This window comes from Acinetobacter sp. CAU_H_S139_7, from assembly GCF_058599305.1.
Genome location: NZ_CM178651.1, coordinates 2148142 through 2172931, shown reverse-complemented (window position 1 = coordinate 2172931; position 24790 = coordinate 2148142). Strand labels below are relative to the sequence as shown.

Genomic DNA, 24790 nt, shown 5'->3' with positions numbered 1-24790 from the left:
TGAGTTGTTTAAGTATGGATGTTTAGTGATTTTGAGGATGATTTATTGTACTTTTTTATATCTTCCACGTTCCACCATTGCACATCATGAAAAATTGTTGCATCAGAAAGAGTATTTCGCAAAGTCTCAGAGACATGACTTAATTGGGTTGAAAGATCTATTTTCTTAAAAAAATATTTTTTAATGATTGGCTGTGCTGGGTGAATAAAAATTAAAAATAAGTTGTCATTTTGCTCATAGCGATTATATTCAATAAAAATATCTTTATAAGCGGAATCACTAAAACTAAGCTGGTATCCCCAATCTTCATTGTGAATTGCAGCGATTTCGAGTTGTTGTTGATTGAATTGTTCAGCAAGATGTTGGGCTAATAATTCACTAGTAATTTGTCCCTCCCATTTTTTATTTCAGTTGCTGTGATCGGGAAGTGATCTGAACAAACATCCACGTGTGTTTTAAATGTGCCCATTATTTTTATTGTGAATCATTTTTTAGTGTTTTTAAGATAAGTTATTTTTCGAGAATGGTCTAGTTCTGGCTTTCTGTTGGGTTTAGCTGGAAGATTTACATCTTAAGCAGCGAAACTTTTAAGACGTAGAAAAGAACAAAGCCCACAACATATAGTGTGGGCTTTCTTGAATTTGGCTCTCCAACCTGGGCTCGAACCAGGGACCTGCGGATTAACAGTCCGTCGCTCTACCGACTGAGCTATTGGAGAATCTGCATGTGATTATAAGGACATTTCATAGTGGGTCAAGTCTAAAATGTCATGTTGCTGTCATTTTTATATTGGATGCTTTTTATTTGAACAAAAAAATCATTTTCAAAAAAAAACGTATTGAAGTGCTTGCAATGTTGAAAAGTCGTTGATAGTCTGATTTTAACAACAGAGCGTTTAAGTGAAAACTTAAACAGTGTGGATTTATAACCAACTTGCCAGCACTAAAATGGCTAAACAGGAGAAAGCGAATGAATACGCTTACCATTTCCGATATTTTTGCAAACCTAGCTGATTATCAAGATCAGTATCTCTCTATTATTTCAAACCCTGAACAATACTATACCCCTGTAGAGTCAGCCTATATTGATGTTTGGCCAGTCGGTTGTACAGACTTGTATTTGGGTGATTTATTACAACTTTGGTTTAGTGAGCGTTGGCTGGTCAACAGTCCTTGTCAGTTGCTTTCCGAACAGTCAACCAGTACTCTTAAAAAGACTGTGCAGCGAGAGCATGATTTGTATTTGTATCAGTTGTCAGGCAGTGCTTTATCAGGCAGTAATCATTCTAAAGTCTGGTCTGCTGCTGAAGGAAAAAGTTTAGACGTGAGTTTAGACAGCGCGTTTAAATATTACTGTATTTATAAAGGGGCTGAGCGTCCTGATGCCTCAAAATTGCAGACGCTGAAGACGTTTAAAACCGCAATTTGATCTGTCATGCTGAAGTAAAGTTTGCTTTGGCGTAAAAAAGGCACTGAAATTTATCAGTGCCTTTCGTTTTTAGGGGCGAATAATCATACAGGTGGCTGTGGCATGGGCGTAGAGTTTACCGTCTTCATCTACAATTTTACCTTCAGAAATACCTAAGTTCTTACTGATGTTGATCACGCTGCCGATGGCAAGTAGTTCTTTGTCTTTTGGAATCGGTCGGCACATTTTAATATTCAGATCAATGGTGCCATAGCCAACACCAGCTTCAAGCATAGTATGTACGGCACAACCTGTTACTGAGTCGAGTACTGTTGCTGCAAAGCCACCATGCACGCCACCAAGCGGGTTTAAATGGCGATGATCTGCTTTTGCTTTAAAGCTAATTTTTCCTTCAGAAACTTCAAAAGGCTGCATGGGAATGGTTTCACTGATACTTGCAGGTGGAATTTTTCCTGTACACATGGCTTCTAAGAGTTGTAGTCCTGTCATTTCTTTGGGATTCATCTTGTTCATTCCTATATTTATCTATGAGTTCCTTTTTGGAACTTGTTATCCAATTAAACAAAATTCAGTCTTTTCGTCAATATTCAGCTTTTGATTGATCAGTACAAAATCAACGAAATCGCAATCACGGACTGAGCTCATGCTGTGAACATATTGTAGGAAAAAGATTTAGGATTATTCATTTTGATAATTTGAGTGTTGATAGAACTGACCAAGCTAGACGTGATCATTGTTTTAAAATGGTGCACAAAATTTATACACTCTTTTGTTTTTTATTTATATATAAGATAAACAAGGTTTTAGTAATTTTACACAGTCTTCACATGAAGAAGGAACTCACAATGAACGTGTCCTGTTTATGCGGTAAAACTAAGTTCCAAGCCGCACTCAAAAATCATGATGTGCATGCTTGTCATTGTTCTATGTGCCGCCAGCAGTCGAGCGGGGTGCTCATGAGTATTGATGTCGAACCTAGTAGTTTAAAGTTTGACAATCAAGAATATTTAAAATTATTCAAGTCGTCGGATTGGGGGGAGCGTGGTTTTTGTAGCGAATGTGGCACGTCACTTTTTTGGCGAACTCAGGACGGCAGCTATTGCAATATCAATGTATTTGCGATGGAAGAACAGCCAGAAGATTTAAAACTTACAACAGAAATTTATATTGATAATAAGCCTGATTTTTACCAATTCAAGTATTCTACAGAGCAGCTCACTGAAGCGGATGTGATTGCTTTATTTTCACCAGATGATGCTAAAAAATAAGATATTCAGGCTGAATCATCTGAATTTCACATTGATATTGCTGATAAATTTCATGAGAAAAACTCTCTAGATTTAATAAGATATATTCGATATATCTAAAGCAGGCTGTTGAATAAGGATGCTCAAACATGCTGCTTAAAATTTCCATTGCAATGTTGGCCTTTGCAGCCAATTCGGTGCTATGTCGTTTAGCGTTGGCTGAGCAGCAGATTGATCCGATGAGCTTTAGCTTGCTTCGGGTCTGTAGTGGTGCAATGGTGTTATTTCTACTGTATATGCTCTCTACTCATAAGAGCAAAATAGAGTGGAGTGTAAAAAACGGATTTTTTCTTGCCTTATATATTGTGGCTTTTTCGCTGGCCTATTTGCATATCGATGCAGGTGTAGGTGCATTACTCCTATTTGGGACAGTTCAATTAAGTATGGTCGGTTATGGCCTGTGTCATGGCGAAAAAATCAATTTGCGGCGCGGGTTGGGGCTGTCGATTGCTATTTTAGGTCTTTTGATTTTATTACTGCCAGGGGCTTCGGCACCTCCTTTGGGTTATGCTGCATTGATGGTGCTTTCAGGCATAGGTTGGGCGATGTATAGTATCGCAGGTAAAAATATGCATAATCCACTGGCCAGTAGCTTGGCAAATTTTGTAGTGGCGATTCCATTTGTTGTCTTGGTCTATTTATTTTTTTACACACAGAGTTTTATTAACCCAAAAGGTATGTTGTTGGCGCTCTTATCTGGTGGTTTGGCATCGAGTGGGGCATATGTGCTTTGGTATGGCATTGTGAAGCAGATTGACCGGGTGACGGCCAGTAGCGTGCAATTGTCAGTGCCTTGTTTGGCGATTATTGGCGGTGCATTGTTTATTGGGGAAGCGTTGAGTTTCCGAATCATTATTTCTGCGACGATTATTTTAGCAGGCATTGCCTTGGTGATCTCGGCGTCATCGAGCAAGAAAGACGTAGATACAATAGATTCTGCTGGTAATACACGGCTCTAAAATTATTTAAACGGGCTTAAGAGCAAATTTTTCAGATTTTGTTAAAAAATAAAAAACCCGCGAAGTTCGCGGGTTTCTCTAATCTAACTTTAAAGGGTTAAATTATTTTTCAGCAGCAATTGAAGCAATCGCAGCATCTACGCCTTCGATTGAATCAGCTGCTTTCTTGATACGTGCAAGCGCATCTACAAGTACGTCATCAGCAGTTGCATAAGAAATACGCATGAAACCGCCTAAGCCGAATGCATCACCAGGAACTACGGCAACGCCAGTTTCTTCCAATAACCATTCAGAGAATTCTGTGCAAGATTTTAAGCCCTTCGCACGAATCAATGGACGGATGTTTGCATATGCATAGAATGCACCATCAGCAGGTAAGCAAGAAATACCGTTGATGTCGTTCAAACCGCTAACAACTAAGTCATGACGGCGTTTGAATGCTTCAATCATAGGCTCAAGAACGTCTTGAGGACCATTCAACGCAGCTTCAGCAGCAACTTGTGAAATAGAAGTTGGGTTTGAAGTTGATTGCGATTGGATTTTTTTCATTGCGCCAATAAGCTTAGCAGGGCCCGCTGCATAGCCAATACGCCAGCCAGTCATTGCATACGCTTTAGACACACCGTTTAACACGATTGTGCGGTCATAAAGGTCTGGTGCAACAGTTGCGATGTTATAGAATTCGTCATCCCAACGGATTGGTTCGTACATATCATCAGAAGCGATATAAACTTCTGGGTATTTACGAAGAACGTCAGCCAAAGCTTCCAATTCAGCTTTAGTGTAGATCATACCTGTTGGGTTTGATGGACTGTTTAAAACCACTAAACGAGTTTTGTCTGTGATCGCTGCTTCAAGTTGAGCAGGTGTGATTTTGAAACGTTGTTCTTCACCACATTTTACAATAACAGGAACACCTTCAGCGATAATCACCATATCTGGGTAGCTTACCCAAAATGGTGCAGGGATGATCACTTCATCACCTTTGTTTAACAAAGCTAATGCTAAGTTAAAGAATGACTGCTTGCCGCCACAAGAAACCAAAATTTGGTTTGCAGCATAATCAAGGTTATTGTCACGCTTGAATTTTGCAATAATCGCTTTTTTAAGGCCAGGCGTACCATCTACAGCGGTGTACTTTGTGAAACCGTTGTTAATCGCTGCAATTGCTGCATCTTTGATGTGTTGTGGGGTGTCGAAGTCAGGTTCACCTGCGCCCAAGCCAATAACGTTCTTGCCTGCCGCTTTTAATTCAGCAGCTTTGTTGGTAACAGCAAGAGTTGGGGACGGTTTGATGGCATTCACACGATCAGAGAGACGTACGTCCACGGCAGTATTCCTTCTTATAGGGTTTAAAAAATAAAAAGCACACTATCTTAGCTTAAAAAACTCAAGCAAGGCGTTTAAAAACACAGATTTTCTGCAAAAAACATAAAAAAAATTCAATTTTGAAGTGATGATTTCAAAAATGTACAGAATTAGGAAGTTTCTCGCATCTTTATGAAAAAAACTTTAAAATAAGCGCAATTTGATGAGAGTGATGGTCATGAGTAAGCAACAGCCTACTTCAAAAAAACCTTTGGTGAATCTCCCATTCCCAATGCCAAATGCAGAACAAAGTGCTGACGATGTTGCACATAATCAGGTTCGTCCAAAACCTGAACAGTATGCAGATCGTACTTGGATGCCACCACGTGGCACCCGTCGTTCAATGGGTAAACGTTGATTCGCCATTGAGATAAAAAAGCGCCCTAAACAGGGCGCTTTTTTATTGATCATTCGCTGGGTTGTAATTGCTAACCCGTCGATCATTTTCTGCATAGTAGGTTTTTTTGTGTTCATACATCGCAGTGTCGGCACGTTTAAGCATATCTTCAACCCGCTCATTTGGCTGGCTGGTGGCAGTGCCAACCGACACACTAATCGGTTGATGATTATTAAATTGGTTATCCACCATTAAGAGTTCATGTAAACTTTCAATACAGTGGTTCAATGCGGCTTCATCGGCGGCAGGTAATAACACCACGAATTCATCACCACCGATCCTTGACGCAGAGTATTGTGTATTTTCAATTAACTGATTCAGGGTATTCCCCATACGGCGTAATAAGCTATCGCCTTGATCATGGCCGAGGTTGTCATTGATAGCTTTTAAGCCATTCATATCAAGGAAAATACAAGACACAGGGCGCAGGTTATTGCGCTCAAGTCGGTTGATTTCAGTGCTGTAGAAAGAGCGGTTATAAAGTTTGGTTAAGACATCATGCTTGCCTAAGTATTCAAGATAATTTTCGGCTTTTTTACGTGCAGTAATATCTGTGAGCGCCAGTTGAACCATACCCCAATCGTCTTCGAAGCCTGGAAACACGGCAAAATGTAACAGCACATGGCGAATACTGCCATCGAGCGCGTAGTTGACCGCTTCGCAGTTATGTTGAATATTGCCATCCCATAGTTCGAGCAACTGATGTCGAAAGGTCTGTTGGGTTTCGTTCTGAAAGACTTTATGCAAATTTTTAAGTAAATGGTCTTTGTCACGTGCAGCAAACAAATCGAATGTGGCTTGGTTTACATCAGTAACCATGATGTCTCTGAGGCATTCATTAATAAAGTCATTGTGGACATCAAGGAAGGTTTTAAAGTCACTGATCCCCAAACGACGTAAATGATCTAAACGTGCTTTGACTCGGCTAAAGTCCTCGACTCAAAGTGAAGTAGGCGAATATTGAAAACGTGCTTCAGCAATTAAACGACTTTTTTCTTCTAAACGTTGTGCATTGGCATAAGGCGTGATGTCTTCCGTGGTGATCAAAACCAATGAAAGATCGTGTTCATGACCGGGAAGTACTGTTCCGCGCAGTCGAATGTCAAGGCGATGACCTGTAAGCGTATAGTTTACAGCAGTATTTTCAAATAAGGTCTCACCATTCCAAAGTGCGACCAGCTCATTTAAATGAGTGCTTGACATATCTGCTTTAAAAATTTGCGCAAGATTTGCGGTTAAGTCTTCAAAACTTTGGGCTTCAAATTGTTTTAAGGTTTGCGGGTTGACATGCAGGACTTTAATTTTATGCGCACAACTTAAAATACGTGATTTGTCTTCCAACAGAAACGGCGCAATATCTTCAACACCTTCACTCCGCCAAAGATCGAATTGTTTTTGTACTTCGCTAAAGTCTTCTAACCACATGGCAATGGGAGATAATTCAAAAATAGGAGAGTCCAATAATTGCACTTATATCTCGTTTTTATGTTGGAATTTAAAGCAGTATAAGCGCTAAAAAAACTTTTTAAAATAATGTGATAAAAAGTTATTTTTAAAATTTATGTGAGTTTATGGAGGGATTTAGTAAAAAATGCATAAGCTCCATTGGTTTTGGAGCTTAAAAAGCGTATATGCTGATATTGATAAGCGCGAAATGCTTTTGTAATACCCCCCATTTTTTGTCGTAGTTGGCGATTGGGAAGATTCAAATAACTCTATTATTTTCAATTAAAAAAGCCAATCTGATGGATTGGCTTTTTGAAAAGATTCGGACTTAACGTGAGGCTTTTCGCGCACGATGTTCAGGCTTAGGTGGTGCGATTTCTCGTGTGCCTTGCCACACTTCAATGAAGTCTTGTTCATTGATATTATAAAGTTCCAATAGCGCTAGAATGGCACCACCAAAAAGCATGCTCCCCTCCGCGTTGGTCTCAAAATCAAATATTTTCCCAGACAGCGCATGTAAAATATCTTCAATTTCAAACACACGATCGCGACCATTACTATCGGTTGGATACATGCGTGTGTTGAGAATAATTTTGGCTAAACTTTTTTCATTATCGGTTAAGGCCAAATGTTGAATCAGCATGTCATCATTTTGAGTGCTGAAAATCACGGCATCATTAAAAATAGTATGCAAAAACTTTTTACTTAGACGTGGCAGTGTTCTTTCCACAAATGGGCGAAATGATGCAGGGAAAATAACATTATGAGAGATGCCTTTAAACATCGGGGCAATTTCTTCAACTTTATAACCCGCAATACCGCAGCCTATAGAGGTTAGAAAGTAAGTCATTTTAGGGTGATTTTTAGTATAGATTTTAAAGTCATCAATATAGTGTTGAATTTGCGAGAGCGGCATTTGTTGTAAATGTTCGTTCATAGTGGGAATGGCATAACTTTGCCCTGACCAACCACGTCCGACGCCTTTTATTGCGCCAAAGTGCTCAAGTGCAGTTCGGGCAGCGCCATCCGCATGTTGACCTGCCATGTTACTACCAAACACAAATACGGTATGTTCATCTAGGTTTTTGACGATGCTTTCGTCATGATATTGGTAAGTCATAGGCTCTGATTTTTCGCTCTTCTTCACTTCATGTTGCCCTTGAAATACGGGGGGGTCAAGTGAAAAATCTTTGTAATATTTTCAGTAAATTACATTAAAAATCTAAAAGCAAGAATTGCTCGGGATTGAATCTGTTAAAATAGTCGGTTGAAGAAGCAAATCTTGGGATATGTCTGTGAGTGAGAAACAACCTTTTGATTTAGTCACCAATTACCAACCCGCAGGTGATCAGCCGCAAGCCATCGAAAAGCTTGTTGCTGGAATAGAAAAGGGCTATCACGACCAGTTGTTACTTGGGGTTACGGGTTCAGGTAAAACCTATACCATGGCCAACGTGATTGCGCGGACGCAACGTCCAACCATTGTCATGGCACATAATAAAACCTTAGCTGCACAGCTTTATGGTGAGTTCAAATCTTTCTTTCCGAACAATGCTGTCGAATATTTTGTCAGTTATTATGACTATTACCAACCTGAAGCCTATGTGCCATCTTCAGATACGTTTATTGAAAAAGATTCAGCGATCAATGACCATATTGACCAAATGCGTTTATCTGCGACGCGTTCGCTCTTAGAACGTCGCGATGCAATTATTGTTGCTTCGGTTTCTGCTATTTATGGTTTGGGTGATCCCAATGCCTATATGAGCATGTTGCTGCATATTGTACAGGGCGATCGTATTGCACGTGATGACATCATTCGTCGTTTGGTGGAAATGCAATATAGCCGTAATGAGCTTGAGTTTTTACGCGGTACCTATCGTATCCGCGGTGAAATTATCGATATTTTCCCTGCGGAGTCAGACCAGCATGCAATTCGAATCGAGTTGTTTGATGATGAAGTCGATTCGATTCGTTGGTTCGATCCACTGACAGGCAAACTGGTACGTAAAGTTCCGCGCGTGACAATTTACCCAAAAAGTCACTATGTGACACCGAAAGATAATTTAGAGCGTGCCATTGGTACGATTCGTGAAGAGTTAAAAGAGCGTTTAGGTTTCTTTCGTGCACATGACAAATTGCTTGAAGCTCAGCGAATTGAGCAACGTACCCGTTATGATTTAGAAATGATGCAGCAGTTGGGCTATACCAACGGTATTGAAAACTATTCACGTCATTTATCCGGTCGTCCCGCGGGCGAAGCGCCGCCAACCTTATTTGATTATGTTCCTGACGATGCTTTACTAATTATTGATGAGTCACACGTCACTGTGCCGCAAATTGGCGCGATGTATAAAGGTGACCGTTCGCGTAAAGAAAACTTGGTGAATTATGGTTTCCGTCTTCCTAGTGCTTTAGATAACCGCCCAATGCAGTTTGAAGAGTGGGAACGGATTACGCCAGCAACGATTTATGTCAGTGCTACACCAGCCAAATACGAGCTTGAAAAAGCCGAGCAAATAGCTGAGCAGGTGGTTCGTCCTACAGGGTTGATTGACCCCGAAATTGAAGTACGTCCGGTATTGACTCAAGTTGATGATGTCTTGTCTGAGATCAATATCCGTAAAGATCTAGATGAGCGTGTTTTGGTAACCACCTTAACCAAACGTATGGCAGAAGATTTAAGTTCGTACTTAAAAGAATATGGCGTCAAAGTTGCCTATCTGCACTCAGATATTGATACCGTTGAACGGGTGAAAATTATTCATGACTTACGTTCAGGTGTCTACGATGTTCTCGTCGGGATCAACTTACTACGTGAAGGCTTGGACATGCCTGAAGTGTCTTTGGTGGCTATCTTGGATGCGGACAAAGAAGGTTTCTTGCGTTCTGAGCGGTCTTTGATTCAAACCATTGGGCGTGCAGCACGTAATGTAAAAGGCAAAGCGATTTTATATGGTGATCGGATTACCGATTCGATGCAAAAAGCCATCGATGAAACAGCCCGTCGTCGTGAAAAACAAATGGCCTTTAATGAGCTGCATGGCATTATTCCGCGCAGTACCATTAGACAAAATAAAAAGGATATTGATACAGGCGAAGTGCTGACAGATGATCAAGTTGAAAGTGGTATTGCAGATCAACACCAAACGCTCAGTGCAGATGAGCAGCACTTGCTATCCGATCCGAAACTTCTTGCCAAGCATTTAAGCAAGCTGGAAAAAGAAATGCTAAAAGCTTCTAAAGAGCTACAGTTTGAGCAAGCTGCACGTCTACGAGATGAAATTTTGCGCTTAAAAGCACAACTTCTAACCTAAGTTGCATTTACATAACGCTACAGTAATTTGGGTAGAAAGCATTATTTTTTAAAGAGATGTTTATTTTTAGATCATAAATTCTGAAATATTAAAGGTACAGTTTATGTCTGCAAATCTTCCAAAGGCGGGTTTTACGCTTGCCAAAATTGCTGTAGGTGGTGCTGTTTTAGTCGGGTTAGGCATGGTAACCATGGCTTACGCCCAAAGCAAACCCTTAGCCGTGGTGGATAAGGTTGAATTAGACCGTTATTTGGGTGTTTGGTACGAAATTGCACGTAAGCCCATGTACTTCCAAAATAAATGCGGAACTAATGTCTCGGCTACTTATACCCTGAATGAAAATGGCAATGTGACCGTAGATAACCGCTGTTATGCCCAAGATGGTAAGTTGATGCAGTCCATAGGTGAGGCATTTGTACAAAACCCACCTTTTAACAGTAAGTTGAAAGTGAGTTTTTTACCTGAGGCGGTGCGTTGGTTACCTGTGGCACGGGGGGATTATTGGATTTTAAAAATTGATGATGACTATCAAACGGTTTTAGTGGGTGAGCCACGCCGTAAATATATGTGGGTGCTTTCTCGCTCGCCACAACCAGACCAAAAAGTTATTAATGAATACTTAGAATATGCAAAGTCAGTGGGTTATGACTTGAATGATCTGATTCATACCAAGCAATTGCAAAAGTAAAATCTATTAAGCCTTGAAAGCCATGCTGAAGCATGGCTTTTTTAGTTTCATATACGTATTTTAAAACTTGAATAATAAAGCTTTATACAGTCGAACGCTTTATAATTGCCGCCTATCAAAAAATCGTGTAAATCAATGTGGAGTGAAGGATGTATAAAGGTGTTGCACTATCGGTTTTAGCATCCGTCACTTTTGGAGTTTTGTATTTTTATACCTTTTTTTTAAAGCCCTTAGATAGTGAGCAAACTTTTGCTTGGCGTATGCTTTCGACCTTACCCTTTTTAACCGCATTCATGTGGTGGAGTGGCGATTTAAAACTCATTTCGGAGTTGTTTAAGCGTATCTTTAAACAACCTTGGATGTTTGCTTGGTTATTGTTCAGTTCGGTTTTATGTACCACGCAGTTGTGGCTATTCTTATGGGGACCCATGAATGGTCGTGGTCTACAAGTATCGCTCGGCTATTTTTTACTGCCTTTGGTCATGGTGTTGGTTGGTTGCATCCTTTACAAGGAAAAACTATCCCGTTGGCAAATGGCCGCGGTAGCCTTTGCTGTGCTTGGGGTAGGACATGAAATTTGGCGTATTGGTAGCATGGCATGGGAAACGGTTTATATCGCTTTGGCTTATCCTTTGTATTTCTTCCTGCGCCGTGTTTGTAAAACGGATCATTTGGGTGGCTTCTGGTGGGATCTGTTTTTAATTTTACCTGTCGCGTTTTATTTGGGCTTTGTGCATAGCGATAGTTTGGCTTTGATACAAGAGTTTCCACATCTGATTTTGGCGGTCATCGGACTGGGTTTCTTAAGTGCAATGGGACTCGGAAGTTATATACTCGCGAGTCGTTATTTACCTTTTGTGATCTTTGGTTTGCTGAGTTATTTGGAGCCTGTTTTATTAGCAGGAGCATCAGTTGCCATGGGAGAGCGTATAGAGCCAGGTGAGTGGTTTACCTATATTCCAATTTGGTTCGCAGTCTTATTGCTTATTATTGAAGGTGTGTTGCATTTATATAAACAGCAACAAAATAAAAAACAGCTCGAACGAAATATTGAGCATTTTGAAAAACAGCAACATTTAGACTAATTTAATGATGTTCGGAGCTGTCATTGCGCTGCAATTTGGGCGATAAGCAAGTTTCTGATTTGTTTCTTGCCCTTTAAAAATAGTTGACTGTTTGATAAAACATCATTTGCATAACTGTTCATTTTTTATCTAAAAAAATAATTTTTTAATTTTATACTGCAAAATCATAAGACTAAATGCAATCATTTCTTAAATTAATAATGAATATACGACAAAAAACATCATGCATTTACAGCTTTCGATTCAAACTTGATGTTAAATCCTTTACAATTGTTGGGTTTTAAAATTTATGCTTAGATTAAATTAATTAGAGGACGTATCTGTGAGCAAAGAGACTATCATCGCCCTACACGCAGAACACCAAGGTCGCTGGAAAAACCGTGAAGAAATCGCGGAACAAATGATCGCTTTGATCGGTCAGCTTTACCGTGAAAAAAATATTGTGGTTTCAGTGTTTGGACGTTCTTTAGTTAACCGTTCAGTTATCCAAATTTTAAAAGCGCACCGTTTCACTCGTATGATGGACGTTGAGCTTTCAGTTGTACACACGTTCCCAATTCTTGAAGCGTTGGCTAAAATTGAAAATATCGGTACTGCTGAAATTGATCTAGGCAAATTAGCCGTTGCATTTAAAGAGCAAGGTGGCGATGTTGATGCATTTGTTGCAGCCGCTGTTAAATCTGTAGAAGGTCTTGCGACTTCAGTAGAAGGTCGTGACGTTGTCCTTTACGGTTTTGGTCGTATCGGTCGTATTCTTGCACGTTTAATGATTGGTCAGTCTGGTCTTGGTCGTGGTTTGAACCTAAAAGCGATTGTGGTTCGTAAGTCATCTGATGGTGATTTGGAAAAACGTGCGTCTTTATTACGCCGTGACTCAATCCATGGTCCATTCTCTGGTACGATTTCTGTTGATGAAGAAAACGAAGCAATCATTGCCAACGGTCAATTCATCAAAGTGATTTATGCGTCGAACCCAACTGAAGTTGATTATACCGATTATGGTATTAGCAATGCGTTAGTGATCGACAACACAGGTAAATGGCGTGATGCTGAAGGTCTTGCTCAACACCTTAAGTGCCCAGGTGCTGCACGTGTGATCTTGACTGCACCAGGTAAAGGCGACATGAAGAACGTTGTATTTGGTGTGAACCAAGCTGACATTCTTGATGAAGATACCATTATCTCTGCTGCAAGCTGTACAACCAACGCAATTACACCAACACTTAAAGTATTGCATGACAAATACACAGTGTTGAATGGTCATGTTGAAACAGTTCACTCGTTCACAAACGACCAGAACTTAATCGACAACTACCATAAAGCAGACCGTCGTGGTCGTGCTGCAACGTTGAACATGGTAATTACTGAAACAGGTGCGGCTAAAGCAGTAGCTAAAGCACTTCCAGCACTTCAAGGTAAACTGACAGGTAACTCTGTACGTGTTCCAACACCAAACGTTTCACTTGCGATTTTGAACTTAACTTTAGATAAAGAAGTTGATCGTGATGAAGTGAACGAATACATTCGTAAAATCTCAATCAGCTCTAGCCTTCAAGGTCAGATTGGTTATACAAACTCGACTGAAGTTGTATCATCTGACTTTATCGGTTCGCGTACAGCAGGTGTATTTGATGCGCAAGCAACAATCACTTCGGGTAACCGTTTAACTGCATATGTTTGGTACGATAATGAAGTAGGTTATAGCTGCCAAGTGTTACGTATTGCAGAGCAAATGGGCGGCGTAAGCTATCCAAAAATTCCAGCTGAAACAAATGCATAATTTGTAATAGCGACTAAAAAGAGCCTCAATTGAGGCTCTTTTTTTTGCGCTGTTGTTGTGGATGAGGCCAATCAGGTGCGTTGGAGTGACATAAGTATTGGCTTGAGTGGTAAGAGTTGCCAATGTTTAATCCCTAGTAATTTACTTAGAATAACCTGAGTTCGATATAAAAAAGAGTAGAAAAAAAGCCCTGAATTTATAACATATTGGTTCTCAATACAAAATGTTATAAAACAAGGCTTCTCGATGGATCATATTACCGAATTATTTTGTATTTTGGACGATTTCTGCAAAACATTTAATGAATCTTTAGAAAAAGCTTTAATTTCTGATCAAAAATCCAAGCTGAAAAAGTCAGCCTTGAGCTTGTCTGAAGCAATGACCATTGTCATTTTATTTCATCAATCCGGTTTTAGATTCTTCAAATATTTTTATTGCCAAATGATCGTTCCATTCTGGAAATCTGCTTTTACTAAACTGCTTAGCTACAACCGATTTATTGAAATCATGCCCCGTTGTTTGCAAGCTCTGAGTAGTTTCTTCCACCAGGTGAAAGGAAAAGATACGGGAATCAGTATCATTGACTCCACTAAATTGGTAGTTTGCCATAATCTTCGGATTAAAAGGCATCGTGTATTTAAAGGCTTGGCCGGCCGTGGAAAAAGTAGTACGGGTTGGTTTTATGGTTTTAAATTACATATCGTTATCAATAATTTAGGTGAAATTATTAATTTCAAACTGACATCGGGAAATGTTCATGATGTTGCTATATTAGAATCTTTAACTCAAGAATTAAAAGGAATCCTACTCGGAGACAAAGGCTATTTGAGCAAAGCAAAAGCCGAAGCTTTAGCAGCAAGAGGACTGAAAATATTGACCCCATCACGTCGGAATATGAAAAATAAACCCATCCAAACTGAAGAAGAAAAACAATTACTTTGCAGAAGAGGATTGATCGAAACCGTGAATGATCAATTAAAAAATTTACATCAACTTGAACATTCACGTCATCGTTCGGTAAATAACTTCATGGTGAATATCATGGCTGCTGTAGTGGCTTATTGTTTGAATCCCAATAAGCCAACTTTCCAAAATATGCTAAAAGGCTAAGCAGATTTCGTCGAACTCAGGTTAGAATAATTAGAATACTGTGAAAAATAGGGCGATAAAAATTAAAGAGTCTGGTTGGTATACCGTACCCAATGACTTTCTAAGCTGACAAAAGGATGATATTTATCAGATAAAAAGAAAATAAAACAAAAGGAATTTGAATTTGCAAGTGAAGCATGTGCTAAGTGGATTGGCATTCATTGTGTTGGCATCTGTATGCGGTGTACTTATCGCTATTTGGACGTTTAAACACTTTAATATTTATATTCCCTTAGAAAACTAAAAAGTCAGTATTGATCTGCAAGAGCCTTTACAAGCTGAGGTTAAAATTTATGATGCCTTAGATGTAGATGTCACAGGGCGAGTCAATGCAGAAATTCCAATTCGTGAAAACCTGAATATTCCCCTGACCCAAACTCTGACTCCACAGGTATATTTTGATAATCAGGTTCCGATTAAAACCACCATTCCAGTGCGTGAAACCTTGAAAATTAATCAGAATATGCCTGTAGATACCAAGGTACAAGTGAAAGTCATGGGGCGAGATGTGACTTTGCCTTTAAAATGCAATATTCCTATTCAGTTGGATGTGCCGATTCATATCAATGTGCCACTTGAACAGCAGGTACACCTCAAATTTGATGCACCTGTGAAAACCGTGCTGAAAGAAAACCTACATATTCCAGTCAATACAGTGGTTAAAACTAATATTCCAATACAGGGACATTTAAATGTTCCAATTAAAATGGCATTGAAAGCGTCGGTGGATGTACAAAATACATTACCAATTGAAATCAAGCAGGGTGAGTTGAAAATTCCACTTAATAGCTTGCAATTACTGCGTGAAAAACCTGTACCTCAAGAACACGTGAAGCCATAGGAGGGAGTATGTGGATATTCCAGTCTGCGAAGCGGCTTGTACTGAGTTTTGTGTGCGTTGTAATTTTAGTGGGTGCGCTGTTTTGGTTGTACCTGAATATTCAAGCCAGTATGCAAGTGTCTGCGAGTGAAGCCCAAATTCAACTATCAGACTCCTTACCGACAAAAATCCAAGTGGGTAATTATTTAGAAACCCAATCCGTTGGGACTTTAGATACACAGCTGAAAATCGATCAGAAAATCAACCTGCCTTTGACTGGGAAATATTTGGCAAATTTAGAGTTTGAAGTAGAAGTACCCGTTTCAGTATCTGTTGATTATCAAACCGAGGTACTTATTGATGAGAACATGCCGTTGGAGACAACTACAGATCTAATTTATCAGAATAAACTGTTGCCTAAGTTTCCACTCACTTTAGATATTCCAATTAAGCTGGCTGTACCATTTCATTTAAAGCAAGACTATCAGGTCCCGATCAAAATTATGTTTAATGGCTTGGTCTATTTTGAGTTCAATGAGCAAGTGCGACTGCATGTGTTGCATCAGTTTGCACCACAGTTAAATTTGAATGACCCAATGACTATGCGCAAAATAGCAAGCTTCAATGCCACCATGTACAACATAGAGCGAAGCACAACTGCGAATTTAGAGATGAATATGACTCTACCCGTGAAGAATATTCATCCATAAAAAACACCACCATTTATTGGCGGTGTTTGAATGCGGAGATTAAATGAGTGGCTTAAAGTGCTGCTTTGATTGCATCTTGAATGCTGGTGGTCTTATGTCCAATCAATTGTTCTAGGTCTTTACGGTCACTATACATCGCGCCTTTGGCGGTCTGCACATCGGCATCCACAATCACATCAATCAAGTATGATGGGAGGCTGGCTTGAATTAAACCTTGGCGCAGGTCATCGGCAGACAAATTTTGATAGATGACTGGCTTATGAGTTGCCTGACTGATGAATTGAGCCAAATCAGCTTTAGTAAAACTTTCTGAACCTGCTAGTTCATAGGTCTTATTCTCATGACCTGTTGAAGTTAAGACTTTGGCTGCAGCTTCAGCATAATCTATACGTGATGCTGAGCTAATTCGGCCATCTTGAGCTGCGCCAAAAAGCGTCCCAATTTCAATAGTATGAGCAACACCTGCAAGGTAGTTTTCGCTATACCAGTTATTTCTTAAGAAGGTATAAGTGATTCCACTGTCTTGAATCAGTTTTTCTGTTTCACGGTGTTCTTGGGCTAAGCCGAGTGGAGAAGTGTCTGCACGTAGTAAGCTGGTATAAGCAAGATAAGGTACGCCGGCCACTTTCGCAGCATCAATCACTGCTTGGTGTTGAGGTGTACGGCGACCAATTTCATTGGCTAAAATGAGTAATAACTTATCTATTCCTGATAGAGCAGGAACTAATGTTTCAGGGCGGTCATAATCAAACTTACGCGGCTCAATACCTTGGACTTTGAAATGTTTAGCTTTATCTACATTACGAACTAGCGCAACAATATTCTGGGCAGCAGTCAGCTGCAAAAGTTGCTCTATAACGAGGTTACCAAGTTGTCCTGTTGCGCCTGTGATTGCAATTTTCATAATTCACCTATGTTGGTTGTTTTCTATACTTGATGGTTGTATCTTAATCTGTTAACTTACTAAATGTAAGTACGTACCAAAAAGTAAGTAATAAACCAAATGGAGAGAAATGATGCACACCTATGCGACAAGCAAATTGTTAGGTCAAGTTTTATCCACAGAGTGTCCGTCTCGTGAAATTTTGGAGCATCTTACGAGTAAGTGGTCGGTACTGGTGTTGCGCTGTTTAAGTGATGGCGTACATCGTTTTAGTGAGCTCAAGCAGCGTATAGAAGGGGTGAGTGAGAAAATGCTTTCTCAGACGCTCAAAACTCTTGAACATGATGGCTTTATTCTACGGACGGTCTATCCCGTGGTGCCACCCAAAGTAGAGTACCAATTGACGATCTTGGGTTCTCAAGCCGCTGAGAAGACCATGTATTTGATTGGGTGGATTGAAAAAAGTTTGCCTGAAATTCTAGAAAGCAAGGAACGAGTGGCAGCTTTAAAATAAAAGATGACAAATATTGTGGATTGGTTGTGATAATCCTTAATTGCGCTTTAAGAGTAAATCCTTCAGGAGTGCGGAAGTGGATTATTGTTGATTCAAATTTCAGGCTGTGAAAAAGTCTTGTGATCAAACAATCTCCTCTTTTAGCGCGCTATTTTGATGTGAAAGTCCTTCTTGAAAATAAAAGTTGAGTAGGATTGAATAAAGTGAATCGAAGAGTGGCCTAACGACTAAATGGTCAGTACATTTAAATTAAAAAATGAATAAAATCAGGTGAAAAGTGTCGAAAAGTTAGATTTTGGTATTTTTGTGACTAAATTTCATGTTTCGCTGAATAATTCTATTCGAGAATTTTTGTAAAATATGGCAGAATATGCGGTTTTAAAGTATTTAGAGGATTGGCAGCATGCGCTTTGTTGATGAAGCAGTCATTACCGTAGAGGCTGGCGACGGTGGCAATGGCGTAGCCAGTTTTCGCCGTGAAAAATTCGTACCTTTTGGTGGTCCAGACGGTGGTGATGGTGGTCGTGGTGGTAGCGTATTTATCGAAGCTGATGATAATACCAGTACCCTTGTAGACTTCCGTTATACTCGCCGTTTCCGTGCGGAACGAGCTAAAAATGGTCGTGGCGCGAACTGCGCAGGCCGTGGTGGTGAAGACACTGTATTAAAGGTTCCTGTAGGTACAACCATTGTTGATACTGACTCGGGTGACATTATTGGCGACTTGGTTGAAAGTGGTCAGCGTGTGCTTGTCGCAGCGGGTGGTGATGGTGGTTTGGGTAATACTCACTTTAAATCATCGACGAACCGTTCGCCACGTAAGTGTACCCATGGTTTTAAAGGCGAATTCCGTGAAATTCGTTTAGAGCTAAAAGTACTGGCCGATGTTGGCTTACTAGGTATGCCAAATGCAGGTAAATCGACGTTTATTCGTGCCGTATCAGCAGCAAAACCTAAGGTTGCAGACTATCCGTTTACTACGATGGTTCCAAACCTTGGTGTGGTCGATGCAGACAGTCACCGTTCATTTGTTATGGCGGATATTCCTGGCTTGATCGAAGGGGCTTCTGAAGGTGCGGGTCTTGGTATTCGTTTCTTAAAGCACTTGGCGCGTACGCGTATTTTGCTTCACATTGTGGATGTTCAGCCGATTGATGGTTCTGATCCTGCATACAATGCAAAAGCGATCTTGGGTGAATTAGAAAAATTCTCTCCGACACTTTCAAAGTTACCTATCGTTCTAGTATTAAACAAAGTTGACCAACTTGCAGACGATACGCGTGATGAATGGTGTCAGCATATCTTAGATGAAATGCAGTGGGATGGCCCTGTATTTAAAACTTCAGGTTTGATGTCTGAAGGGACAAAACCAGTTGTGTATTACCTGATGGATCAAATTGAGCAACAACGTGAACGTGAGCTTGAAGATCCTGATTATGCAGCAGAAGTGAAAGCATTCCGTGAACAGCTTGAAGCTGAAACACGCGAACAAACTATTGCCGCTAAAGAAGCATATCGTGAAATGCGTCGCCAACAACGTCTTGCAGGCCTGTTGGCTGATGATGATGAAGACGATGATGAAGATGACGGCGAAATGGAAGTGTTTTACGTACGTTAAGCTCGTAATGAGTAACTGAGGACAAGATGATAGAAGTGGTAGATGGGCAACGTAAGCTCGAAGCTTGTAAACGAATCGTTGTTAAAATCGGATCATCTTTACTCACAGCAAATGGGCAAGGTTTAGATATAGATGCAATTTCGCATTGGGCGAAACAAATTGCAGATCTACACAATGCAGGACATGAGATTATTCTGGTGTCGTCAGGAGCTGTGGCTGAAGGTATGGTTCGTATGAAGCTAGACAGCCGACCCACCGATCTACCCAGTCTTCAGGCGTGTGCTGCCATTGGTCAGATGGGCCTTATTCATACGTGGTCAAGTGTGCTTGAAAAACATCACATTCAGACTGCGCAAGTGTTATTAACCCATGATGACTTGGCAGACCGTCGTCGTTATTTGAACTCATGTGACGCTTTACAGAACTTGATTGAATGGCATGTCATTCCTGTAATCAACGAGAATGACACGGTTTCGACCGATGAAATTCGCTTTGGTGACAATGACACGCTGGCCGCGATGGTTGCAGGTCAAGTCCATGCAGATTTGTTAATTATTTTGACAGACCAGCAGGGGATGTTCGACTCAGACCCACGTTCAAATCCAGATGCAAAACTGTTCCATACTGTGCGTGCTCTAGATGAGAGTTTATTTGATATGGCTGGCGGTGGCGGTAAGTTTGGTCGTGGTGGTATGTTGACCAAAGTCCGTGCTGCACGCTTAGCTGCAAAGTCTGGCTGTCCAACGCTGATTGCCAGTGGTGAAAGCGACAATGTGCTTGAACGTTTGATGGATGGTGAAATGCTTGGGACATTGTTTATTACTGACAATGACCGCATTACTGCTCATCAACAGTGGTTGGCGGCTCACTTACAAACTGCGGGGCGTTTGGTGTTGGATGATGGTGCTGTTAAAGCCATTAAAGATAATCATCGTAGTTTACTTCCAGTTGGTGTGAAAGCTGTGGAAGGGCATTTTGAACGCGGTGACGTGGTTGAATGTGTTGATATCCAAGGTGGCCGTGTTGCGGTCGGACGTGTCAACTTTAGTTCGCGTTCTGCGGAACTAGTAAAGGGCTTGGCGTCAGATAAAGTTCACCAAGTTCTAGGTGAAGCACGTTCACTTGAGATGATTCATCGCAACCACATGGCGATCTACTGATTTAAACGTATTAAAAAAAATCCCGCTTTCGAGCGGGATTTTTTGTTTTAAAGCAAAAGTTATTTGATATAGCCTTTTTGAATGAGGGGCTTAAATAAGTAAAAGTGAATGGTGAGTGCCCATTGCATGATTTTATCTTTATAGAGATTCCAAAGCTTTAATCCAAAGAAGTTTAAGGCAAAAGCCAATAGAAAAGCCCCGAGCATATCTAAAGGGAAGTGCACACCAAGATAGACACGTGACCATGCAACCAGCCAAGCCATAATCAAGAGAAAAATTCCCAGTTTACGCTGCGCAGAGAATAGATAAGAAAAGGCGATACTGCTAAAAATCAACATATGGTCACTTGGGAAAGAGCCATTGGGTGCATGGTAAATGAGAGTGCGTCCGACCTCCATGACAAAAGGCCGCGGGTGATAATACACATGAGAAATACATTGGCTGATCAAAATGGCAATGCTGGTAAAAATAAACGCCTTCAATATCTGTTTTTTAGTGTCGTAGTTACCACGTAGCCAAAACCAAGCAAACAGTAAAATCATGCAATAGAGCAGGTCATTGGCGATGAATATGGCAAAATGAATGCTGGTATTACTGGCTTCAGGAGAAGCATTAATCCATGAAAAAAGCGATAAATTAAGTTCTGAAAGAGTCATGAAAGTGGATTGTGTTTATCAAGTACGAAAGAGAGTCATAATTTTGTCATATTGTTAAAATAAAAAAGACCACAAAAATGTAGTCTTTTTTAACAGTTCAATGTGCTTGAACGAATTGGCTTTCTGGTTTAGAAATCAAATGACGTTTGAAGGTAGAAGGTACGTGGTTGCCCTACATATTTTCCACCTGTTGAGTCAGTAGAACGTGTGAAATATTGTTTATCAAACACGTTTTTAACGCCACCCGCGATTTTTAAACCGTGGAATTGCTCACCAAAGTCATAGGCTGTACGCACGGCAAAAGTGGAATAACCTGGAATATCACCTAATTTTCCATCAGCCGATTCGTCAGTTTGATAGGTATCACCCGAACCTGGAGAATGCTGCTTAGATTGGGCAAACATATCTGCATTGACGCTCCATTGATTCACTTTATAGCCTAAACCAACATTTGCTGTATGGCGTGAGTAGAAAGGAAGGTCTTTGTCTTCAAAGTCACCTGCTTCAGCCACAGCTTTGGTGAACGTGTAGTTGCTATAGAGTTTTAAGCCCTCAAGCGCATCGGTCAAATAAGCAAAGTCATAAGCCAGACCAAGTTCTACACCTTTGTGGCTGGTTGCGCCTAAGTCTGTCCAAATGCCATTGTTCTGGGCATCACGTTCTAAAATTAACTCTTTTTTGAAGTCTAAATAAAACGCGGTTAATTCTGCATTTAGACCATTGCCTAAATACTTCGTCCCAATTTCATAGTTATTGGACTTTTCAGGATGTAAGCCATCAGTTGTGCTTTGCGCAACCCCACCTTCTAAACGTGCCAATTGGTTGTATTGCTGTAGGGCGAATGAAACGCCCGCATTGGCAAAAATGTTCCAATTGTCTGTCGCTTTATACATAACCGATAGGCTGGGTAAAAACTCATCTGAATCAATTTTGGGTGAAATGGTATTAACTGCAACGCCTTGGTTATAGGCAGTAAAATTGTTATGTGTTTCAATTGATTCAAAACGTAGACCCGGTGTGATGACCCAGTTACCTAAATCGAAGCGGTTATCTGCATAAATCGCATGTGCTTTAGTGCCACCTTCACTCGTGGTACGTGCTTTAATTTCGGTCACAGGTGCATTCAATGCATATGTCGATGAACGACCTGAGAACTCAGAACTATCTTCATCTAAATAACGGTAGCCGATAGTGAATTCGCTATTTGAGTTACCTAATTGGTATGCACGAGACCAGCGTGGTTCAATGGCAAAAACTTTGTAGTCGCGTGGAGAGGTATCCATACGCGAAGTGGTCGCACTAACATCTGTCTCTAAGTCACTCGTGCGAAATGAGTCAATATAATACGTCAGTAATTCAAAGTTATTTTTTTCATCTTGATGGGTATAACGGAATGACACATCTGAGCGGCGGCCAGAGAAATAATTACGTGACTTATTTGACTGATAAGGGTTTTGCGCATATTTTTCGGCAGTCAAGCCTTCAGGCATTTCACCATAACCTTCATAGTGATGTAGGTTTAAAGCAATCGCATCCGCATCTGTAATTTGATAGGCCGTTTTTAACATGACATCGTCAATGTCAGTTTTATTATTGGCTTCACGGTAGCCATCACCTTTTGTACCCGAATATAGCAGAGCAAGGGCTAAACCATTATCTAAGGTTCCGCCTACAAATAGGTTCGGGCTATATTTAACTTGATCTGTACCCGAAGCATATTCGGTCGTTAGGCTGACATTACCTGCAAACTCTTGAGGAATCGAGCGAGTTGCAAAATTAATGATACCGCCAACGTTCTGCGGCCCAAAACGTACAGAACCTGCTCCACGAACCACATCCACAGATTCAATATTGCCTAATGATACTGGTGCTAGAGAAAGCTGAGGTTGTCCATAAGGCGCAAATGATAGCGGAACACCATCAAGCAGTACAGTAGAACGAGGCGATAAACGAGAGGCTAAACCACGGACACCAATATTGAGTGAAACATCACTGCCACCAGTACCATTATTTTCTTGAACTTGAACACCAGGCACTTGCTTCAGGGCATCTTTAATTGAAGTCGCAGCAACTTCATCTAAGCGATTGCGATTAATAATCGTACGGGCGCCTGCATGCTTTTGCACTTTCTCTGCATTGGCATCTTCTAACCAGTTGCCTTGTGCTTCAAGTTTGATGGTCGGAAGCACATTGTTGCTCGCTGCTTCAGTGAGTTCTTCCGCTTGTGCATAGGTCAAGCAGCTCATAGAAAGTCCAATCGCAATACTGAGTTGTTTGGCTTTGAATAATCTGCGATCCTGCAGATGAAGACGTGATGAAATCATTCTTTTGTGCGCAATCCATAATAAATAGCGCGGCTATCATATGCTGAACTTTGATGAAATCAAATAATAACCATTATCACTTATTGCAATTAAAACGCAAAATTAATAGGCGAATTAAAGTCTTCTTAATAGAGCACACAATAAAAAAGCCATGTTTAACATGGCTTTTTAGATGAATTTGAATGAAATCTGTTATTTAAGTTGAACAGTACCATTTGCATTCACAGTGATTTTAGATTCACCGCCTGCAACATCTTGCATTGGTGCATCAGCTGCTGCAAATTTCGCACTTTCTGCACGCATCATGACTGGGCGAGGGTAGTAATTGCTGGTATTAATGTTTAAGTTAACCAAGTTATAGCCTGACTTACTCCATGCTTGCGCTAACGATTGCGCACGCTGTTGAAAGTTTTTCGATGCTTCAATAATTAGCTCATTTTCCACTTTCTTACGTTGTGTGTCAGATACACTAAAACCGATTGACTGGGTTTGGAAGTTTTGCTGTAGCTCACCAATTAACTGGCTCGCCGCTTTAAAATCGGTACTTTCTAAATTAATTTCAGCACGACCACGCCATTCTTTTAACTTTTGGTTGTCATCGTTGTAAATAGGGTAGGTGGATTGAGAACCCGTTTCGACTTTTACGCTTGGATATTTACGAGCTAAAGCTGTGGCTTGATTCATGAGCTGCGTAATTTGTGTTGCGAGTTCAGCAGGTTGTTTATTACTACGTTCAATGTAAAGCGTTGCATTCATTAAATCGTTGGATACTTGGCGTGTTGCCTCTGCCTGAACATTGACAATATTGTAGTTCAATTGGTTCTCAGACTGAGCAAAAACTGCTGAGCTAAATAAAGCACTAAGAGCGATTGCTGGGATGAAGAATTGACGCATTTTTATTCCTTTTTTATTTAGGAGGAGTTTTGCAACATTTGTAAAAAGCTTAAAGCCAATTTGTGGTGAATTTGCGAAAATATTGTGGTTCGATTGTAAAAAAAGGTACAAGATATTTTTCAGAAAAACCTAGATAAAGTGATTTATTTCAAAAACTTATTTTTTGACCAGGGTGAGTATTTTGAAATTTTGTGGTGAAGTTGAAAAATAAATAAATTCATCGTCTATTCTTTACGTTGTCACACTAGAAGAGGATAATTTAAGCTATGCTTTGGCATGATATATTT

At 40.4% G+C, this 24790-nt stretch carries 20 protein-coding genes, 1 tRNA gene and 2 pseudogenes; 14 read left to right on the top strand and 9 right to left on the bottom strand.

The features are described from left to right. Positions 1-642: 642 nt before the first annotated feature. A tRNA-Asn gene (locus tag AC4MC0_RS10660) sits at positions 643-718 on the bottom strand. 251 nt (positions 719-969) lie between these two features. On the opposite strand from AC4MC0_RS10660, the gene AC4MC0_RS10655 reads away from it, so the two are divergent. Beyond that, entirely contained in the window at positions 970-1428 is a 459-nt protein-coding gene (locus tag AC4MC0_RS10655; protein ID WP_490737962.1) for a hypothetical protein, read from the top strand. Between the two features lie 69 nt (positions 1429-1497). Here AC4MC0_RS10655 and AC4MC0_RS10650 read toward each other — a convergent pair whose 3' ends face one another. Further along, positions 1498-1932, bottom strand: coding sequence for a PaaI family thioesterase (locus tag AC4MC0_RS10650; protein WP_058869421.1), 435 nt, complete (start codon positions 1930-1932; stop codon positions 1498-1500). Between the two features lie 341 nt (positions 1933-2273). Between AC4MC0_RS10650 and AC4MC0_RS10645 the strand changes: the two genes are divergently transcribed. Continuing rightward, on the top strand, positions 2274-2696 hold the full coding sequence (locus tag AC4MC0_RS10645; RefSeq protein ID WP_125280445.1) for a GFA family protein: 423 nt from the start codon (positions 2274-2276) through the stop codon (positions 2694-2696). Positions 2697-2824: 128 nt separating this feature from the next. Beyond that, the gene (locus AC4MC0_RS10640) at positions 2825-3694 is read left to right on the top strand and encodes a DMT family transporter (protein ID WP_279043829.1); all 870 of its coding nucleotides are present in this window, start codon (positions 2825-2827) and stop codon (positions 3692-3694) included. Between the two features lie 102 nt (positions 3695-3796). Here AC4MC0_RS10640 and AC4MC0_RS10635 read toward each other — a convergent pair whose 3' ends face one another. Continuing rightward, complete coding sequence (locus AC4MC0_RS10635) at positions 3797-5023, bottom strand: pyridoxal phosphate-dependent aminotransferase (protein ID WP_004693649.1); 1227 nt, start codon at positions 5021-5023, stop codon at positions 3797-3799. 217 nt (positions 5024-5240) lie between these two features. Here AC4MC0_RS10635 and AC4MC0_RS10630 point away from each other — a divergent pair, with 217 nt between their 5' ends. Further along, positions 5241-5420 carry a hypothetical protein gene (locus AC4MC0_RS10630; RefSeq protein ID WP_004693646.1) on the top strand — a complete coding sequence of 60 codons (180 nt, stop codon included), beginning with the start codon at positions 5241-5243 and terminating at the stop codon, positions 5418-5420. 42 nt (positions 5421-5462) lie between these two features. On the opposite strand, the pseudogene AC4MC0_RS10625 reads toward AC4MC0_RS10630, so the two are convergent. Further along, positions 5463-6929 (bottom strand): annotated as a pseudogene (locus AC4MC0_RS10625) (sensor domain-containing diguanylate cyclase). A gap of 304 nt (positions 6930-7233) precedes the next feature. Continuing rightward, a complete protein-coding gene (locus tag AC4MC0_RS10620) occupies positions 7234-8025 on the bottom strand; it encodes an A1S_2505 family phage non-structural protein (RefSeq protein WP_279043828.1) in 792 nt (263 codons plus the stop codon). 175 nt (positions 8026-8200) lie between these two features. On the opposite strand from AC4MC0_RS10620, the gene uvrB reads away from it, so the two are divergent. The 7 genes and pseudogenes from uvrB (at position 8201) to AC4MC0_RS10585 (ending at position 16454) form a co-directional block, all read left to right on the top strand. After that, complete coding sequence (gene uvrB, locus AC4MC0_RS10615) at positions 8201-10222, top strand: excinuclease ABC subunit UvrB (protein ID WP_490737961.1); 2022 nt, start codon at positions 8201-8203, stop codon at positions 10220-10222. A 103-nt stretch (positions 10223-10325) separates the two neighbouring features. Further along, positions 10326-10910, top strand: a complete 585-nt coding sequence (locus AC4MC0_RS10610; protein ID WP_336000250.1) for a lipocalin family protein — start codon at positions 10326-10328, stop codon at positions 10908-10910. A gap of 149 nt (positions 10911-11059) precedes the next feature. After that, entirely contained in the window at positions 11060-11995 is a 936-nt protein-coding gene (gene rarD / locus AC4MC0_RS10605) for an EamA family transporter RarD (RefSeq protein WP_336000252.1), read from the top strand. Between the two features lie 322 nt (positions 11996-12317). After that, entirely contained in the window at positions 12318-13775 is a 1458-nt protein-coding gene (locus tag AC4MC0_RS10600; RefSeq protein WP_005399676.1) for a glyceraldehyde-3-phosphate dehydrogenase, read from the top strand. A 246-nt stretch (positions 13776-14021) separates the two neighbouring features. Continuing rightward, a complete protein-coding gene (locus AC4MC0_RS10595) occupies positions 14022-14885 on the top strand; it encodes an IS982 family transposase (protein ID WP_491887030.1) in 864 nt (287 codons plus the stop codon). A 163-nt stretch (positions 14886-15048) separates the two neighbouring features. Further along, positions 15049-15765, top strand: a pseudogene (locus AC4MC0_RS10590) (MFS transporter). A gap of 8 nt (positions 15766-15773) precedes the next feature. Beyond that, the gene (locus tag AC4MC0_RS10585; RefSeq protein WP_279734172.1) at positions 15774-16454 is read left to right on the top strand and encodes a hypothetical protein; all 681 of its coding nucleotides are present in this window, start codon (positions 15774-15776) and stop codon (positions 16452-16454) included. Between the two features lie 52 nt (positions 16455-16506). Here the strand turns inward: AC4MC0_RS10585 and AC4MC0_RS10580 are convergent, their stop codons facing one another. Further along, positions 16507-17358 carry an SDR family oxidoreductase gene (locus AC4MC0_RS10580; protein WP_490737959.1) on the bottom strand — a complete coding sequence of 284 codons (852 nt, stop codon included), beginning with the start codon at positions 17356-17358 and terminating at the stop codon, positions 16507-16509. A gap of 112 nt (positions 17359-17470) precedes the next feature. Here AC4MC0_RS10580 and AC4MC0_RS10575 point away from each other — a divergent pair, with 112 nt between their 5' ends. The 3 genes from AC4MC0_RS10575 to proB all read left to right on the top strand — a co-directional run bounded on the left by AC4MC0_RS10575 (position 17471) and on the right by proB (position 20629). Beyond that, on the top strand, positions 17471-17851 hold the full coding sequence (locus AC4MC0_RS10575) for a winged helix-turn-helix transcriptional regulator (RefSeq protein WP_004980366.1): 381 nt from the start codon (positions 17471-17473) through the stop codon (positions 17849-17851). Between the two features lie 403 nt (positions 17852-18254). Next, positions 18255-19469, top strand: coding sequence for an Obg family GTPase CgtA (gene cgtA / locus AC4MC0_RS10570; RefSeq protein ID WP_004980365.1), 1215 nt, complete (start codon positions 18255-18257; stop codon positions 19467-19469). 26 nt (positions 19470-19495) lie between these two features. Further along, entirely contained in the window at positions 19496-20629 is a 1134-nt protein-coding gene (gene proB / locus AC4MC0_RS10565) for a glutamate 5-kinase (RefSeq protein ID WP_062034593.1), read from the top strand. 59 nt (positions 20630-20688) lie between these two features. Here proB and AC4MC0_RS10560 read toward each other — a convergent pair whose 3' ends face one another. The 3 genes from AC4MC0_RS10560 to AC4MC0_RS10550 all read right to left on the bottom strand — a co-directional run bounded on the left by AC4MC0_RS10560 (position 20689) and on the right by AC4MC0_RS10550 (position 24503). Continuing rightward, a complete protein-coding gene (locus AC4MC0_RS10560) occupies positions 20689-21285 on the bottom strand; it encodes a phosphatase PAP2 family protein (RefSeq protein ID WP_078388996.1) in 597 nt (198 codons plus the stop codon). 128 nt (positions 21286-21413) lie between these two features. Then, on the bottom strand, positions 21414-23609 hold the full coding sequence (locus tag AC4MC0_RS10555) for a TonB-dependent receptor family protein (RefSeq protein WP_491887029.1): 2196 nt from the start codon (positions 23607-23609) through the stop codon (positions 21414-21416). A gap of 192 nt (positions 23610-23801) precedes the next feature. Further along, positions 23802-24503: an SIMPL domain-containing protein gene (locus tag AC4MC0_RS10550; protein WP_087528561.1), complete on the bottom strand. Its 702-nt coding sequence runs from the start codon at positions 24501-24503 to the stop codon at positions 23802-23804. Positions 24504-24790 lie beyond the last annotated feature (287 nt).